The sequence below is a fragment of the Agrococcus pavilionensis RW1 genome (genome assembly GCF_000400485.1).
Taxonomy (GTDB): Bacteria; Actinomycetota; Actinomycetes; order Actinomycetales; family Microbacteriaceae; genus Agrococcus; species Agrococcus pavilionensis.
Map to the genome: position 1 here is coordinate 87534 of NZ_ASHR01000025.1, position 14289 is coordinate 101822.

The 14289-nt window shown below is 73.5% G+C and carries 15 protein-coding genes and 1 tRNA gene; 4 read left to right on the forward strand and 12 right to left on the reverse strand.

Annotation, left to right across the window (positions count from 1 at the left end; all coding sequences use genetic code 11):
- Positions 1-537: an FHA domain-containing protein FhaB/FipA gene (locus L332_RS22880; RefSeq protein ID WP_021010631.1), complete on the reverse strand. Its 537-nt coding sequence runs from the start codon at positions 535-537 to the stop codon at positions 1-3.
- Complete coding sequence (locus L332_RS22885) at positions 534-1214, reverse strand: FhaA domain-containing protein (protein WP_021010632.1); 681 nt, start codon at positions 1212-1214, stop codon at positions 534-536. The genes L332_RS22880 and L332_RS22885 overlap by 4 nt, the downstream gene beginning before the upstream one ends.
- A gap of 97 nt (positions 1215-1311) precedes the next feature.
- Here L332_RS22885 and L332_RS22890 point away from each other — a divergent pair.
- Positions 1312-1395, forward strand: a tRNA-Leu gene (locus L332_RS22890).
- 237 nt (positions 1396-1632) lie between these two features.
- Here L332_RS22890 and L332_RS22895 read toward each other — a convergent pair.
- From L332_RS22895 to L332_RS22925, 8 genes are all read right to left on the reverse strand, one after another.
- Positions 1633-2805 carry a zinc-dependent alcohol dehydrogenase gene (locus L332_RS22895; protein ID WP_021010633.1) on the reverse strand — a complete coding sequence of 391 codons (1173 nt, stop codon included), beginning with the start codon at positions 2803-2805 and terminating at the stop codon, positions 1633-1635.
- 73 nt (positions 2806-2878) lie between these two features.
- On the reverse strand, positions 2879-3706 hold the full coding sequence (locus L332_RS0115300; protein ID WP_031223727.1) for a TIGR03620 family F420-dependent LLM class oxidoreductase: 828 nt from the start codon (positions 3704-3706) through the stop codon (positions 2879-2881).
- Positions 3703-5190 carry an MFS transporter gene (locus L332_RS22900; RefSeq protein ID WP_021065005.1) on the reverse strand — a complete coding sequence of 496 codons (1488 nt, stop codon included), beginning with the start codon at positions 5188-5190 and terminating at the stop codon, positions 3703-3705. The genes L332_RS0115300 and L332_RS22900 overlap by 4 nt, the downstream gene beginning before the upstream one ends.
- Before the next feature lie 119 nt (positions 5191-5309).
- Complete coding sequence (locus L332_RS22905) at positions 5310-6509, reverse strand: M20 family metallopeptidase (RefSeq protein ID WP_021010634.1); 1200 nt, start codon at positions 6507-6509, stop codon at positions 5310-5312.
- Positions 6506-7681 carry a M24 family metallopeptidase gene (locus L332_RS22910; protein WP_021010635.1) on the reverse strand — a complete coding sequence of 392 codons (1176 nt, stop codon included), beginning with the start codon at positions 7679-7681 and terminating at the stop codon, positions 6506-6508. Before L332_RS22910 ends, L332_RS22905 begins: the two co-directional genes overlap by 4 nt.
- A 66-nt stretch (positions 7682-7747) precedes the next feature.
- Positions 7748-8329, reverse strand: coding sequence for a protein-L-isoaspartate O-methyltransferase family protein (locus L332_RS22915; RefSeq protein ID WP_021010636.1), 582 nt, complete (start codon positions 8327-8329; stop codon positions 7748-7750).
- Between the two features lie 200 nt (positions 8330-8529).
- Entirely contained in the window at positions 8530-9279 is a 750-nt protein-coding gene (locus tag L332_RS22920) for a DUF3159 domain-containing protein (RefSeq protein ID WP_021010637.1), read from the reverse strand.
- Between the two features lie 175 nt (positions 9280-9454).
- Positions 9455-10834, reverse strand: a complete 1380-nt coding sequence (locus tag L332_RS22925) for a glucose-6-phosphate dehydrogenase (protein ID WP_021010638.1) — start codon at positions 10832-10834, stop codon at positions 9455-9457.
- A gap of 75 nt (positions 10835-10909) precedes the next feature.
- On the opposite strand from L332_RS22925, the gene L332_RS22930 reads away from it, so the two are divergent.
- Entirely contained in the window at positions 10910-11386 is a 477-nt protein-coding gene (locus tag L332_RS22930) for a hypothetical protein (protein ID WP_021010639.1), read from the forward strand.
- 18 nt (positions 11387-11404) lie between these two features.
- On the opposite strand, the gene L332_RS22935 is transcribed toward L332_RS22930, so the two are convergent.
- On the reverse strand, positions 11405-11659 hold the full coding sequence (locus L332_RS22935) for a hypothetical protein (RefSeq protein WP_021010640.1): 255 nt from the start codon (positions 11657-11659) through the stop codon (positions 11405-11407).
- A gap of 263 nt (positions 11660-11922) precedes the next feature.
- Between L332_RS22935 and L332_RS22940 the strand changes: the two genes are divergently transcribed.
- Together L332_RS22940 and L332_RS22945 are read left to right on the forward strand one after the other, a co-directional pair.
- Positions 11923-12495: an HhH-GPD-type base excision DNA repair protein gene (locus L332_RS22940; protein WP_021010641.1), complete on the forward strand. Its 573-nt coding sequence runs from the start codon at positions 11923-11925 to the stop codon at positions 12493-12495.
- 181 nt (positions 12496-12676) lie between these two features.
- The gene (locus L332_RS22945; RefSeq protein WP_021010642.1) at positions 12677-13264 is read left to right on the forward strand and encodes a GNAT family N-acetyltransferase; all 588 of its coding nucleotides are present in this window, start codon (positions 12677-12679) and stop codon (positions 13262-13264) included.
- Between the two features lie 12 nt (positions 13265-13276).
- On the opposite strand, the gene L332_RS22950 is transcribed toward L332_RS22945, so the two are convergent.
- Entirely contained in the window at positions 13277-14278 is a 1002-nt protein-coding gene (locus tag L332_RS22950; protein WP_021010643.1) for a pirin family protein, read from the reverse strand.
- Positions 14279-14289 lie beyond the last annotated feature (11 nt).

Consider the following 14289-nt stretch of genomic DNA (forward strand, 5'->3'; position numbering starts at 1 on the left):
TCAGCGCCTCAGCTCGAACGTCGTCGTGCCGATCCGCACCGAGCTGCCGACCCGCACGGGCGTCGACTGGGTGATCCGCTTGCCCTCGACGAACGTGCCGTTGGTCGAGTCGAGGTCCTGCACGACCCACTCGTCACGCCAGCGCACGATCTTGGCGTGCGAGTTCGAGGTGTAGTCGTCCTTGATCTGCAGGCCGGCGCTGCTCGAGCGGCCGATCGTGAGCCCCGTCTCGGGCAGCTCGATCTCGGTGCCGGTGCGCGGGCCGGAGGTGATGACGATGCGGCGGGCGAGGCCGGATGCGCTCCCGGCGCTCGCGCGCTCGGTCACGGTGGTCGGTGCGTCGCCGCCCGCCGCCGCCGGGGCGGCTTGCGCGGCCGCCTCCGCGCGGGTGCGCTGGCTCTGCACCGCGACGCGCTGCAGCGGCGTGAGCTTCGGCCCGAAGAGGTCGCTGCGCAGCGAGTACAGCACGATGAAGACGAACAGCCACAGGAGGGCGAGGAAGCCGATCCGGATGATGATGAGGGTCAGCTCGCTCATGCGCGGCGCTCCTTCGACTGCGCGAGCACGCGGTAGACGATGCGCGTCGCGCCGATGTCGATGATCGAGTCGGGCTCGAGCAGCGCCGTCCCCAGCGCCCGGCCGTTGAGCGTCGTGCCGTTCGTCGAGCCGAGGTCGCTCACCTGGGCGCGCGTGCCGTCCCAGACGATCTCGGCGTGCTTGCGCGAGGCGCCCGCGTCGTCGACGGTGATGTCGGCGTCCGAGCCGCGGCCGATGACGGTGCGGCCCTTTCGCAGCTGGTGGCGCTTGCCCTTGATGTCGACGACCGCGGTCCAGACGACCTCTCCGGCCTCGGTGTCCGACTGGATGTCGAGCATCCCGGTCGACATCGCCTCGTCGGGCTCGAAGCCGAGGTCGACGGGGCCGGGGAAGGAGTAGCCCGACTGGCGCGCGTGGCTCTGCACCGTCGAGGTGAGCTCGTCGAGCAGCGGCTCGCCGAGGCGGCGCAGCCGCTGGAAGTCGGCAGGAGCGAGGCGCACGGTGAGCCGGTTCGGCACGAGGATGCGGTCGCGGGAGACGACGGACGCGCTCGTGTCGAGCTCGCGCTTGAGCGCGCTCGCGATCTCGACGGGCTCCACGCCGGAGCGGAACGTCTTCGCGAAGGCGCCGTTGACGGCTCGCTCGAGACCGCGCTCGATCGCGTCGAGGAATCCCACTGCCGTCATCACCGCCCTTCGTCGTCGCCCGACAGCGTACCCGCCGTCGCTCCGAACCTGATATTCTCGTGGGGTTGCCCGGGCTGCCCCGGGCGTCGCGCGAGTGGCGGAATTGGCAGACGCGCTGGCTTCAGGTGCCAGTGTCCGTACGGACGTGGGGGTTCAAGTCCCCCCTCGCGCACGGGAAGGCCCCGGGCTCCACCCCGGGGCCTTTTCTCGTCTCGCCCCTCCGCATCGCCACGCCCGCCGGTCGAGCGGCGTCCGCGTCACCACCCCCGTTGGTCGAGTAGCGCCCGCAGGGCGCGTATCGAGACCATCGCTCGGAGCAGGGGGTCTCGATACGGCGGCCTGGCGGCCGCCTACTCGACCTTGAGGCCTCCGGGCGCAACGCGACTGCGTCGCATTGCGCCCTCCGGCCTCAAGGCTGCAACACGACCTTGATGCAGTCGTCCTCCTTCTTCTGGAAGATCTCGTAGTACTCCGGCGCCTGCTCGAGCGGCACGAGGTGCGTCGTGAGGTCGCCCGTGCCGAGCGGGTCGGCCGGGTCCTCGACGAGCGGCAGGAGCTCGTCGCGCCACGACTGCACGTTGCACTGGCCCATCCGCAGCGTGATCTGCTTGTCGAACAGCGTCATCATCGGCATCGGATCGGCCGAGCCCACGTAGACGCCGCTGAGCGAGACGGTGCCGCCGCGGCGCACCGCGTCGAACGCCGTGTGGAGGGCCGAGAGCCGGTCGAGCCCCGCGTGCCGCATCATCGGCTTCGCGAGCAGGTCGGGGAGCGCGCCGACGAGCTGCTGCGCCGTCGCGGCGCCGGGTGCCCCGTGCGCCTCCATGCCGACGGCGTCGACGATCGCGTCGGGCCCGCGGCCGTCCGTGAGGTCCTTGAGCGCATCCGTCGCATCCGGCATGTCGAGCGTCTCGACGCCGTAGCGCTCGGCCATCGCGCGGCGCTCCGCGACCGGCTCGACCGCGATGACGCGGTGGCCGAGGTGCTTGCCGATGCGCGCGACGAACTGGCCGACCGGCCCGAGCCCCATGACGCCGAGCGTCTGGCCGGGCTCGAGGCCCGCGTAGGCGACGCCCTGCCACGCGGTCGGCAGGATGTCGCTCAGGAAGAGGTAGCGGTCGTCGGCGAGCTCCGAGCCGACCTTCGTCGCGTTGAAGTCGGCGTAGGGCACGCGCAGCCGCTCGGCCTGGCCGCCGGGCACCGAGCCGTAGAGCGACGTGTAGCCGTAGAGCGATGCGCCGGTGCCGGAGTGGCGGTTCTGGGTCGTCTCGCACTGCGTCGTGAGGCCCTTCCGGCACATGAAGCAGCTGCCGCACGCGACGACGAAGGGGATGACGACGCGGTCGCCGACCTGCAGGTCCGCCACCGCCGAGCCGACCTCCTCGACGATGCCCATCGGCTCGTGGCCGAGGATGTCGCCCTTCTTGAGGAAGGGCGCGAAGAGCTCGTACAGGTGGAGGTCGGAGCCGCAGATCGCGGTCGACGTGATGCGGATGACCGCGTCGGTCGGCTCCTGGATGACGGGGTCGGGGACCTCCTCGACCGAGACCTTGCGCTTGCCTTGCCAAGTGAGTGCTCGCATGCCCTCGACCGTATGCACCGGCACCCCCGCGGAGGCTGGATTCGGAGCGAACGGTCAGCAGATGCCGAGGCGGTCAGCGGATGCCGAGCTCGGCCGAGAGCGCCTCGAGCGCCGGCACCGGGTCCTCCCGCGCGGGCAGGATCTGCACGCACACGTGGTCGGCGCCCGCGTCGAGGTGCCCGCGCACCGCCTCGGCGAGCCGAGCCGGCGAGCCGTGCGGCGCGAGCGCCTCCACGGCCTCGTCCGTCGCGCCGTCGTCGAGCTGGGCGGCCGTGAAGCCGTGCGACTCGAGCGTGCGGCGGTAGTTCGAGAGCGAGAGGTAGCGCTCGAGGAAGCGGCGCGCGGCCGCTCGCGCCTGCCCAGGCTCGAGGCCCGGCACGAGCCGCTGCTCGGGCGCGACGAGGCGCTCGGGGCCGACGATGCCGCGAGCGAAGCGCGTGTGCTCGGGCGTCGTCAGGTACGGATGCGTGCCCGCGGCGCGCTCGGCGGCGAGCGCGAGCGTGCGCGGGCCGAGCGCCGAGACGACCCGCCGGTCGCTCGGCACGCCTGCCGCGTCGAGCTCGTCGAGGTAGGCGACGAGCGCCGCGTAGGGGCGCCGGTAGCGATCGCCGATCGCCTCGGGGTGGCCGATCCCGATGCCGAGCGTGAAGCGGCCGGGATGCGCCGCCTCGAGCCGGTGGAACGACGCCGCGACCTCGGCCGCCGGCGCGGTCCAGATGTTGACGATGCCGGTGGCGACGCGGATGCGCTCGGTCGCCTCGAGCAGGCGCTCGGCGATCGCGAGGTCGGCGGCGGGGGAGCCGCCGATCCAGGCGGTGTCGAAGCCGAGGCGCTCGGCCGCGGCGGCGAGCTCCGGGGTGAGGAGCGCGCCGCCGCGCCACAGGCCGATGCTCGGGCTCAGGGCGTGCCTCTCTCGCCCGCCGCCCCCGAGCGCGGGGGCAGCTTGCCGTCGACGAGCTCGTGCTCGGGGTCGTTGACCTTGCCGATGAGGTCCTCGCCGATCGCGATGCGGTCCACGTCGTCGTCGCCCGGCACGATGTCGCCGCGCAGGCTGCGGCCGGCCGTCTCGTTGAAGGTCAGGATCGCGAGCAGGCCGATGATGCCGGCGACCGTCATGTAGAAGCCGGGCACGAGCGTCGAGCCCGTCTCGCCGATGAGCCACTCGTTGATGAGGCCCGCCGGGCCGCCGAGGAGCGACGTCGCGACGTTGTAGCCGAGCGCGAAGCCCGCGTAGCGCACGGTCGTCGGGAAGAGCGCCGGCAGGGTCGCCGAGATGTTGCACAGCAGCATCACGAGGAAGAGGCCGAAGATCGCGAGCCCGAGCACCTGCAGCACGACGTTGCCCGTCTGCAGCAGCATGATCGCCGGGATCGAGAAGAGCGTGAAGCCGACCGCCGCGATGAGCAGCACCGGGCGCCGCCCGATCCGGTCGGTGAGCGCGCCCATCGGGATGATCACCGCCATCATGACGAGCTGCACCGCGACGAGCATGAGGCCGGCTTGCGTCGCGCCCATGTCGAGCGACGTCGTGAGGAACGTCGGCATGTAGGTGAGCACGAGGTAGAACGCCGTGTTGATGAGGATCGTGATGCCCATGATCTTCAGCAGCTGCTTCGGCTGCTTCACGACGACGTCGCGCAGCGTCTCCCACGCGCTCGAGCGGGTGTCCTGCTCCTTCGCCTCGATGAAGGTCTCGGAGTCGTGCAGGCGCGAGCGCATGAGGAGCGCGACGATGCCGAGCGGCAGCGTCAGCAGGAACGGCAGTCGCCACCAGCCCTCGGCCATGCCCTCGGGGCCGACGACGAGCTCGAGGCCCGTGACGAGGATCGCGGCCATCGAGAAGCCGAGCAGGGTGCCGAACTCGAGGAACGAGCCCCAGAAGCCGCGCCGGTCGTCGGGCGCGTGCTCGGCCATGTAGACCGCGGCGCCCGCGTACTCGCCGCCGGCCGAGAAGCCCTGGATGATGCGCAGCGTGAACAGCAGGATGGGCGCGAGCCAGCCGACCATGTCGTAGGTGGGCAGCACACCGATCGCCGCGGTCGCGACCGAGATCATCAGGATCGTGAAGACGAGCACCTTCTGGCGCCCGATGCGGTCGCCGAGCGGTCCGAGCACGGCGCCGCCGATGGGCCGGATGAGGAACGAGACGGCGAAGCCGAACAGCGTCCAGAGGATCGCGTCCTCCGAGCCGCCGAAGATCTGTTGCGAGAGGTGCACGGCGAGGTAGCCGTAGATGCCGTAGTCGAACCACTCGATCGCGTTGCCGGCCATCGCGCCCATGACCGACTTCTTGACGGTCTTGCGCTGCACGGGGGAGAGGTCGAGCTCCCTCGTGATGGGCGCGGGCTCGCGCGGGTGCCGCCGCGGTGCTGTCTGCTCGGTCATGGCCGTGTCCCTTCGGTCGGTGCAGGGTGTCCTACTGGTGCAGTGTCCTGGTCGTGCTCTGGGGTCGTGCTCTGGGGTCGTGTTCTGGGGTCGTGCTGGTCGGTCGGGGTCGGATGCGGTCAGGGGTCGAGGGCGAGGATGAGCCGCGCGTAGGCGCGCGCGGCGGCGGAGAGGTCGGCGATGCGCACGCGCTCGTCGGGCTGGTGGGCCTGGCCGGTGATGTCGCCGGGGCCGAGGATGATCGTCGGGCAGCCGTGGTGGCGAGCGATGTAGCCGCCCTCGCACGCGGCCGTCCACGCCTCGATGCGCGCCTCGCGGCCCTCGGCCTCGAGCGCTCCCGCGGCGGCGCTGACGAGCGGATGCGTCGGCTCGGTCTCGAAGCCCGGCATCTCCATCAGGAGCGACGCGCTTGCCTCGCAGCCGTCGTGCCCGAGCGCGCGGGCGATCCCCGCCTCGAGCTCGCCGAGCGCCTGCGCGCCCGTCTCGCCCGGCATGAGCCGCCGGTCGACGAGCAGCGTGCATCGGTCGGGCACGATCGAGGTGCCGTGGCCGCCCTCGATGCGGCCGACGCTCCAGGTCGCCGAGCCGAGCAGTCCCGTCGCGCCCCGACGCATCCGCTCGTGGTCGTCGGCGATCCAGCCCGCGATGCGCGCGGCTGTCGTGATGGCGTTCGCGCCGTCCTCCGGCCGGCCGGCGTGCGCGGCGCGCCCGCGCACCTCGACCTCGAGGTTCGCGGCGCCGCGGCACGCGACGACGACCGCGAGGTCGGTGGGCTCGGCGACGATGCACGCGCGGTAGGGCTTCGGCGGCTCGGCGAGGTGCGCCTGGATGCCGGTCGCGAGGTCCTCCTCGTCGACGGTCACGAGCAGCTCGAGCGGCAGCTCGGGCCGCACGCGGTGCACCGCGGCCATCGCCTGCAGCGCGGCCGCGAGCCCGCCCTTCATGTCGGTCGCGCCGCGGCCCGTGAGCCAGCCGTCGCGCACGCGCGGGCTGAAGGGGTCGGCGCTCCAGCCCTCGCCCGCCGGCACGACGTCGGAGTGGCCGAGCATGAGGACGCCGGGCACGGCCGCGGAGGGGTCGGGGCCGAAGCGGATGGCGATGTTGGGCCTGCCGGGCGCGACGGTCGAGCGCCGGCCGCGGCCGCCGAGGCGCGAGGCGATCGTCTCGAGCACGCGCACGGCGATGAGCTCGGTGCCGCCGGGGTTCTCGCTCGCGGCGAGGATGAGCGACGAGGCGTCGGCGACGATCGTCGCCTCGTCGACGAGCGCGATGGCCCGATCGACGTCCGAGCGGTCGCGGTCGCCGATCGGGGACGTCATGCCGCCTCCACGACGATGAGCTCGCGCGGGGCGTCGGTGAGCAGCTCGGCGCCGCCCTCGCCGATGGCGACCGACTCGCTCAGCTCGCAGCCGTAGCCGTCCATCCACATGCCGGCGATGACGTGCAGGCACATGCCGGGCTCGATGACCGTGAGGTCGTCCTCGCGGATCGAGACCGTGCGCTCGCCCCAGTCGGGCGGGTAGCCGATGCCGATCGAGTAGCCGAGCCGCGAGGGCTTCTCGATCGCGTGCCGCGCGAGGTGCTCGCGCCAGATGCCGTGCACATCGGCGACGACGCGACCGGGCCGCAGCCCCTCGAGCACGGCGTCGAGCCCCTCGGCCGCGATGTCGGCGAGGCCCGCGAGCCGCGCGTCGGGCGTGCCGACCGAGACGGTGCGGGCGAGCGGCGCGTGGTAGCGGCGGTGCGCGCCGGCGAGCTCGATCGAGACGGCCTCGCCTGGCTGCACTCGGCGGGCGCTGAAGGTGAGGTGCGGGGTGTCGGCCGACTCGCCCGTGGGCAGCATCGGCACGATCGCCGGGTAGTCGCCCTCGGCGCCCTCGACGCCCGTCGCCTGCGCGAACTGGATCGCGGCGGCGACGTCGTTGAGCCGCACGCCGTCGCCGAGCGCCTCGATGCCCGCGCGCATCGCGGCCGAGGCGATGCGGCCGGCGTCGCGCATGAGCTCGAGCTCCAAGGGGCTCTTCACGAGCCGCACCCAGTTGACGAGGTCGTGCGCGTCGACGAGCTGCCACTCCGGCAGCGCGCGCTCGAGCGCCTGGAACGAGCGCACGGTGAAGAAGTGCGCCTCGGCCTCGAAGCCGATGCGGCCGCGCCGCGCGAAGCCGTGCTCGCGCAGCTGCTCGGCGGCCCAGTCGAAGGGGTGCGCGCCGCGCTGGTGCACGAGCGACTCGGGGTAGCCGAGGATCCGCTCGGGTGGCGTGCTCGCCGTGCGGTGCGCGCCGTCGGCATCCATCTGCCGCATGATGAGCAGCGGCTCTCCCGTGAGCGGCACGAACAGCAGCTGCGGCATGTAGAACGACCACGCGTCGTAGCCCGTCAGGTAGTGCAGGTTCGCGGGGTCGACGACCACGAGGCCGTCGAGGCCCGCGCGCTGCATGCGAGCGCGGGTGCGGGCGAGCCGCTCTGCGAGCTCCTCGGGTCTCGGCTGCATGCCAGCCACCCTAGTGAGGCCTCGTCGCGAACTCACTCCGCCGCGGTGGAGCGACTGCTCAGCCGCTCACCCGATGAGCGGCACGAACGCGTAGCGCCCCCCGTCGGTGCGCACTCGCGCCTCGCCGCCCACCGCATCCACGACCGTCATCGCGCCCGCGACGGGCGCGACCATGCGGCCGCCCTCCGCGAGCTGCGCGACGAGGGCGTCGGGCATGCGCCCGAAGTCGGCCGAGACGAGGATGCGGTCCCACGGCCCTTCCTCGGGCAGGCCGAGGATGCCCGGGGTCGCCTGCCGCACGCGCGCGGGGCTCCCGTGCGCGGCGAGGTTGGCGTTCGCGAGCTCGACGAGCGCCGGCACGAGCTCGACGCCGACCGGCTCGGCGCCGAGCTCGGCGAGGATCGCCGTCGTCCAGCCGGAGCCCGCGCCGACGTCGAGCACGCGCTGACCGGGGCGCGCGTCGAGCAGCTCGAGCATGCGGGCGACGGTCGAGGGCTGCGAGTTCGTCGCCTCCCAGCCGATCCCGACCGGGCGGTCGACGGGCGCGAGGTGGCGCACGCTCGCGGGCAGGAACGCGGCCCGGTCGGCCGCGAGCATCGCCGCGCGCACCCGCTCGCGCACCGCATCCGACACCGGGATCTGCCGCATGGCCGCACGCTACTCCGCGATCGCGGCGAGCGGCACCCGCGGCCGCCGGCGCGAAGAAGCGGTGCGGACTGGCGCTGGGCGCTCGCTCTGCTCGTGAGGATCGGTGAAGGCGCCTGGTCTGTCCGCACCGCTTGCTTGCCGAGACTGTACGCCGAGGCCGACGCCCGCGCAACGGTGCGGCGCGGGCCTGTGGAGGGCGCTCAGCCGCCGGGTCGGGGGAGGGGCTTGCGGATGCCCGGGTGCGACTTCGGGATCGAGGCGAAGAGCACCCACCCCGAGATCGCGATGCACGCGATGATGAGCGGATAGGTGAGCGCCGCGCGCATGATCGCGAGCCACGTCGTCTCGTCGAGCCACCACAGCACGCTGAAGACCACGACGCGGATGACGTACTGCAGCACCCAGATCCACGACGCTCGCCGGTAGGCGCGCAGCAGCACGGGATCGTGGCGCCAGCGGGCCTTCGTGCCGATGAGGCCGCCGACGATGATGCCGAGGAACGGCCAGCCGATGACGATCGAGACGATCCACGCGAGGGCGCTCGCGGCGTTCGAGAGCAGCTGGATGAGGAAGAAGTTGCGCGCCTCGCCCGTGTAGTAGGCGATCATCGCCGCGATCACGGTCATGAGCATGCCGATCACGACGGCCTTGGGCCTCCGCCGCTGCACGATCGCGGGCACGAGCACCACGGCGCTCGCGACGAGCGACCAGACGACGGCGGTGAGCAGCTCGCCGCCGCTCGCGAGCCACGCGACGAGGAAGGCGATGGGCGGCACGCTGCCTTCGATCGCGGCCCGGCTGCCGCCGAGCACGCGCGCGAGCGACTCCTCGCGCGTCGGGTCGCCGTCGGCGTCGAAGCGATCGTCGAGCGCGGGCGGCGGCACGAGCTCCGCCGAGGCGTCCTCGTCCGGGGTCGGCACCGCGCCGGTGCGAGGCGCGTCCACGGTCACGCCGCGAGCGCGTCCGGGCGCACGCGAGGAGCAGTGGAACGAGGCACCCGTCCAGGATATTGGGGCTGCGGTCGACTTCTCCAGCGCGGGCGCGACCGGGGCGGTTCCGCCCACCAGGGGCAGGCACGCCGGCCCCGCTCAGGCGGCACTGCCCCTGTCGAGGGATGCGCGCGATCTAGGAGCCGCTCGACGCCCAGTGCCGGGGACCTCGGGAGCCGGCCTCGTACTCCTCGAGCGGCACCGCATCCGCCCGCCACGCCTCGAGCACGGGCTCGACGATGCGCCAGCACTCCTCGGCGGCGTCGCCGCGCACCGCGAGCCGCGGGTCGGCGTCGAGGATGGCGCCGAGCACCTCGCCGTAGGGCAGGAGCGCTCCGCCGCCGAGCTCGCCGCGCAGCACGGTCTGCTCGAGCGTGAACGGCTCGCCCTTGCCGTTCGTCGTCAGGTGCAGCTCGAAGCCGTCGGGCTTGAAGTCGATGACGAAGCGGTCGGCGGTGTCGTGGCCGCGGAAGCCGTCGGGCACGTGGGCGGGCGGTCGCCAGTACACGATCGCTCGCTTGCGCACGCCGCCGAGCGACTTGCCCGAGCGCAGCACGAAGGGCACCCCGGCCCACCGGGCGTTCGCGATCTCGACCTCGATCTCGGCGAGCGTCTCGGTGCCGCGCGCGGGATCGACGCCCGGCTCGCCGGTGTAGTCGGGCACCGGCCGGCCCTCGACGCTCCCGGCCGTGTAGCGCGCGCGGCGCGAGTGGCGGACGGGGTCGACGACGCGCGCGGCGCGCAGCACGGTCGAGACGGCGTCGCGCAGGTCGCGCTCGCCGACGGTCGCGACGGGCTCCATCGCGATGAGCGCCATGATCTGCAGCAGGTGCGACTGGATCATGTCGCGCAGCGCCCCGTTGCGGTCGTAGTAGCCCGCGCGGTCCTCGAGCGTGACGGTCTCGTCGTAGAGCACCTCGACGCGCTCGATGCTGCCCCGATCCCACGAGCCCTGCAGCAGCCGGTTCGCGAACCGCAGGCCGAGGAGGTTGAGCACCGTGTGGAGCCCGAGGAAGTGGTCGATGCGGAAGACCCGCTGCTCGGGCACGATGCGCGTCACGAGCGCGTTGAGCTCGCGCGCGCTGGCGAGGCTGTCGCCGAACGGCTTCTCGATCGCGAGGATCGTGCCGCTCGGCACGCCGATGCGCTCGAGCGTCTCGCAGACGAGCCGTGTCACGTGGGGCGGCAGGGCGAAGTAGATGACGAGCCGCTCGCACTCGAGCGACGCGATGAGCGCTCGGAGCGCGTCGCCGTCGGTCGCGTCGGCGGCGACGTAGCGGGTGTGCTCGAGCACGGCGGCCGCCGCCGCGGGGCTCACCTCGGCGGCGTCGAGCGCCGTCTGCACGCGGCCGCGCCAATCCGCGGCGTCGAGCTCGCGCACGTCGGCGCCGACCACGCGGAGCCGTCGCTCGGGTTCGGCCCGCAGGAGCGTCGAGACGCCGGGCAGCAGCAGCCTCGCGGTGAGGTCGCCGGAGGCGCCGAGGATGAGCAGGGTCGTGGTCGGCTGCGGGGCCATGCCCCGATCCTGGCACCCGGGCGCGAGCGGCGGCTGGACGGCGCCCGCAGGACGGCGGCGGCGTACCGTGGAGGCATGCTCGCCCGCGCCGCCCGACTCGTGCTGCCCGCCGTGTGGCTCGGTCTCATCGTGGGCATCTCCCTCATCGAGGCGCCGCTCAAGTTCCAGGCGCCGGGCATCACCGTGCCGCTCGGCCTCGGCATCGGCCGGCTCGTCTTCGCGGCGATGAACGTCGCGGAGGCGGCGCTCGCGGTGCTGCTCGTCACCGCGGCCTTCGCGTCCCGAGCGCCGCGCGCCGAGCGCATCCTCTCGCTCGTGCTCACCGCCGTGCTCGCCGTGAAGGCGCTCGCGATCCGCCCGATGATGCACGCGACGACCGACGCCGTCATCGCGGGGGAGAGCGAGGGCGGCTCGGGACTGCACTACCTCTACATCGCCGCCGACGGGCTGCTCGTCGTCGGCCTCGTCGCGCTGCTGTCGCTCTCGGCGCGCAGCCTGCTCCGGCGGACCGATGCCGTGGGCGTGGGAGCCGAGCGCTCGCGCGTCGGCTGATCGGCCCGCGAGCGGGCGTCACCAGATGACGCCGCCGCCGATCGAGATGCCGCCGTAGGTGAGCAGCACGAAGACGATCGCCACGACCGCCGGTGCGATGCCGCGGCCGCCCGCGTGGCGCGACTTGAACAGCCCGATGACCGCGAGGATCGCCGCGATCGCCGCGAGCCCGCCGCCCAGGATGAGCCCGACGAAGAGCGGGATGGGCATGAGCACGAGGCCGAGGAGGCCGATCCAGAACGCCCACCAGGACCACGGGTTGCTGCGCTTCATGCGCCCATCATCTCAGGCGCGCGTGCGAGCGGACTGAGCCGCCGCTCGGCAGCGGCGACGCAACCTGAAGATGCGATCAAGGAATGCGAACACTGTTGCGGAACGGTGTCGCGGGGGCTTTGCTGTCCTCAGGCGCACGACCGGTTCCCCGAGTCGGCCGGGCGCCCACGATCACCGCGTCCCCGCCTGTCGTGACCAGGCGGGGGCGCGGCTCGTCGTCGCGGGACGAGCATCGCACGCCGGGGCCGTGCCAGGCTGGAGCCATGACTCGCGAGCTGCACATCACGGGCGACGAGGCCGCCGACCGCCTCCTCTCCGACGACGACTTCGCGCTGCTCGTCGGCATGCTGCTCGACCAGCAGGTGCCGATGGAGACGGCCTTCGCGGGGCCCGCGAAGCTGCGCGACCGGCTCGGCGCGCTCGACGCAGCCGCCATCGCGCGCATGGACCCCGACGCGTTCCAGGCCGCGTTCGCCGAGAAGCCCGCGGTGCACCGGTTCCCCGGCTCGATGGCGAAGCGCGTGCAGCAGCTGGCCGCCGTCGTCGCCGACGAGTGGGGCGGCGACGCGGGCGCGATCTGGCGGCGGGGCGAGCCCGACGGCCCCGAGGTGCTGCGGCGGCTGCAGTCGCTGCCGGGCTTCGGCGACCAGAAGGCGCGCATCTTCCTCGCGCTGCTCGGCAAGCGCGCCGGCTTCGACGGCGCGGGGTGGGTGGATGCGTCGGCCCCCTACGGCGAGGAGGGCGCGAAGCGCTCGGTCGCCGACATCGTCGACGCGGCGTCGCTCGCCGAGGTGCGGGCGACGAAGCAAGCGGCGAAGCGCGCCGCGAAGGGCTGACCTCCCGCTCGTCGAGCAGCCCGCGAAGCGCTGACTTCCTGTTCGTCGAGCAGCCCGCGGAGCGGGCGTATCGAGACGGAGCCGCGTCGACCGCGCTCCTCATCGGCGCCCGTCGCTCCTGCTGACGCTCGCGGCGAGTCGGGGCCTTGTCGGTGCCGACGCGCGGGTCTACCGTCGCCCCATGCCGCAGGTCGAGATCCGCCCCGCGACGCCCGATCGCTTCGACGACGCCCAGCGGGCGCTCGGCGGCGGGGGCGACGGGCGATCGTGCCAGTGCCAGTGGTGGACGATCACGAACGCCGACTTCCAGCGCTCGAGCACGGAGGAGCGTCGCGAGCTGCTGCGCGCCGAGCTGCAGGACGGGCTCCCGCCGGCGCTCATCGCCTACGTCGACGGCGAGGCGGCCGGCTGGGTGCGGGTCGGCCCGCGGACGCGGCAGGTGCGGCTGCAGCGCACGAAGCAGCTGGTCTCGGCGACGCAGGAGCCGTGGGACGACGAGTCGGTGTGGGCGGTGTCGTGCTTCGTCGTGCGCCGCGAGCACCGGGGCGCCGGGCTCACCGATCGCCTGCTCGCCGCGGCGATCGACTTCGCCCGCTCGCGCGGCGCCCGCCTCGTCGAGGGGTACCCGGTCGATCCGGCCGAGGGGCGGCGGAAGGCCGCGAACGAGCTCTACCGCGGCGTCGTCTCGACGTTCGAGCGCGCCGGCTTCCGGGAGGTGGCGCGGCCGACGCCCGACCGCGCGGTCGTCGCGCTCGAGCTCAGCGCCTGACGCGGGCCAGGTTCAGCCGCGCCGCTTCGCGCGCCCGCGCGGCAGCAGCTCGACCGACGGGAGCCGCGGGCTCGGCAGCGGCGGGGTCGCGTCGTCGACGACCGAGCCGAAGCGCGGCCGCGCGTCCGTGCCCGCCGCGCGCTCGCGCATCCACTGCTCCCGCGCCGCCGCGACCTCGTCGTGGTCGGTGCCGACGAAGTTCCAGAACATCACGACCTCCTCCTCGAACGGCTCCCCGCCGAGGAGGATCGCGATCGCGTCGCGCTCGGCCGAGACGACGAGCGCCTCGCGCCCCGGTGCCGCGTAGGCCATCGCGCCGCGCTCGACCTGCACGTCGTCGACGCGCACGCCGTCGGTGAGGGCGAGCACTCCGTGCTCGAAGCCCGCGCGCAGCTCGAGCACCGCCTCGGTGCCGGCGAGCAGCCGCAGCTCGGCCCCGAGCAGCGGCGAGTAGGCGCCGACGCCGCTCGAGGCGCCGGCGAAGTCGCCGACGAAGACGCTCGCCGTCACGCCGCCGCCGAGCGAGGCCGTCGGCACGACGTCGAGCCCGTCGAACCACGGCTCGCGCCCGCGCTCGTGGCTCGGCAGCACCGTCCACAGCTGCACGCCGTGCAGCACGTCGGTGTCGGCGCTCGAGTACTCGCTGTGCGAGATGCCGCGACCCGCGGTCATGATGTTGAGCCCGCCGGGGCGCACGGTGTGGATGAAGCCGGCCGAGTCGCGGTGCTCGATCGCCCCGTCGACGAGCCAGCTCCAGGTCTGCAGGCCCGTGTGCGGATGCGGTGGCACGTCCATGCCCGGACCCCCGCGCAGCGACGTGGGCCCGAAGGCATCGGCGAAGCACCACGCGCCGACGAAGTGGCGGTGCTTGTTGGGCAGCACGCGCAGCACCGGCATCGCGCGCGGCCCGCCGAGCGGCACCTCGCGAGGCAGCAGCAGCTCGAGCCCCGCGGCGCGCGCCTCGTCGATGCACGCCTGCGCGCTCTCGAGCAGCAGGGCCTCGTCGTTGCTCATGCGGCCACGCT

Excerpts from the sequence above, each read along its gene's own strand:
- L332_RS22905 (WP_021010634.1), bottom strand. The coding sequence starts at position 6,509 with ATGACGTCCCCGATCGGCGACCGCGACCGCTCGGACGTCGATCGGGCC.
- L332_RS22900 (WP_021065005.1), bottom strand. The coding sequence starts at position 5,190 with ATGACCGAGCAGACAGCACCGCGGCGGCACCCGCGCGAGCCCGCGCCC.
- L332_RS22940 (WP_021010641.1), top strand. The coding sequence starts at position 11,923 with ATGACTCGCGAGCTGCACATCACGGGCGACGAGGCCGCCGACCGCCTC.
- L332_RS22935 (WP_021010640.1), bottom strand. The coding sequence starts at position 11,659 with ATGAAGCGCAGCAACCCGTGGTCCTGGTGGGCGTTCTGGATCGGCCTC.
- L332_RS22950 (WP_021010643.1), bottom strand. The coding sequence starts at position 14,278 with ATGAGCAACGACGAGGCCCTGCTGCTCGAGAGCGCGCAGGCGTGCATC.
- L332_RS22880 (WP_021010631.1), bottom strand. The coding sequence starts at position 537 with ATGAGCGAGCTGACCCTCATCATCATCCGGATCGGCTTCCTCGCCCTC.
- L332_RS22945 (WP_021010642.1), top strand. The coding sequence starts at position 12,677 with ATGCCGCAGGTCGAGATCCGCCCCGCGACGCCCGATCGCTTCGACGAC.
- L332_RS22895 (WP_021010633.1), bottom strand. The coding sequence starts at position 2,805 with ATGCGAGCACTCACTTGGCAAGGCAAGCGCAAGGTCTCGGTCGAGGAG.
- L332_RS22910 (WP_021010635.1), bottom strand. The coding sequence starts at position 7,681 with ATGCAGCCGAGACCCGAGGAGCTCGCAGAGCGGCTCGCCCGCACCCGC.
- L332_RS22915 (WP_021010636.1), bottom strand. The coding sequence starts at position 8,329 with ATGCGGCAGATCCCGGTGTCGGATGCGGTGCGCGAGCGGGTGCGCGCG.
- L332_RS22930 (WP_021010639.1), top strand. The coding sequence starts at position 10,910 with ATGCTCGCCCGCGCCGCCCGACTCGTGCTGCCCGCCGTGTGGCTCGGT.
- L332_RS22925 (WP_021010638.1), bottom strand. The coding sequence starts at position 10,834 with ATGGCCCCGCAGCCGACCACGACCCTGCTCATCCTCGGCGCCTCCGGC.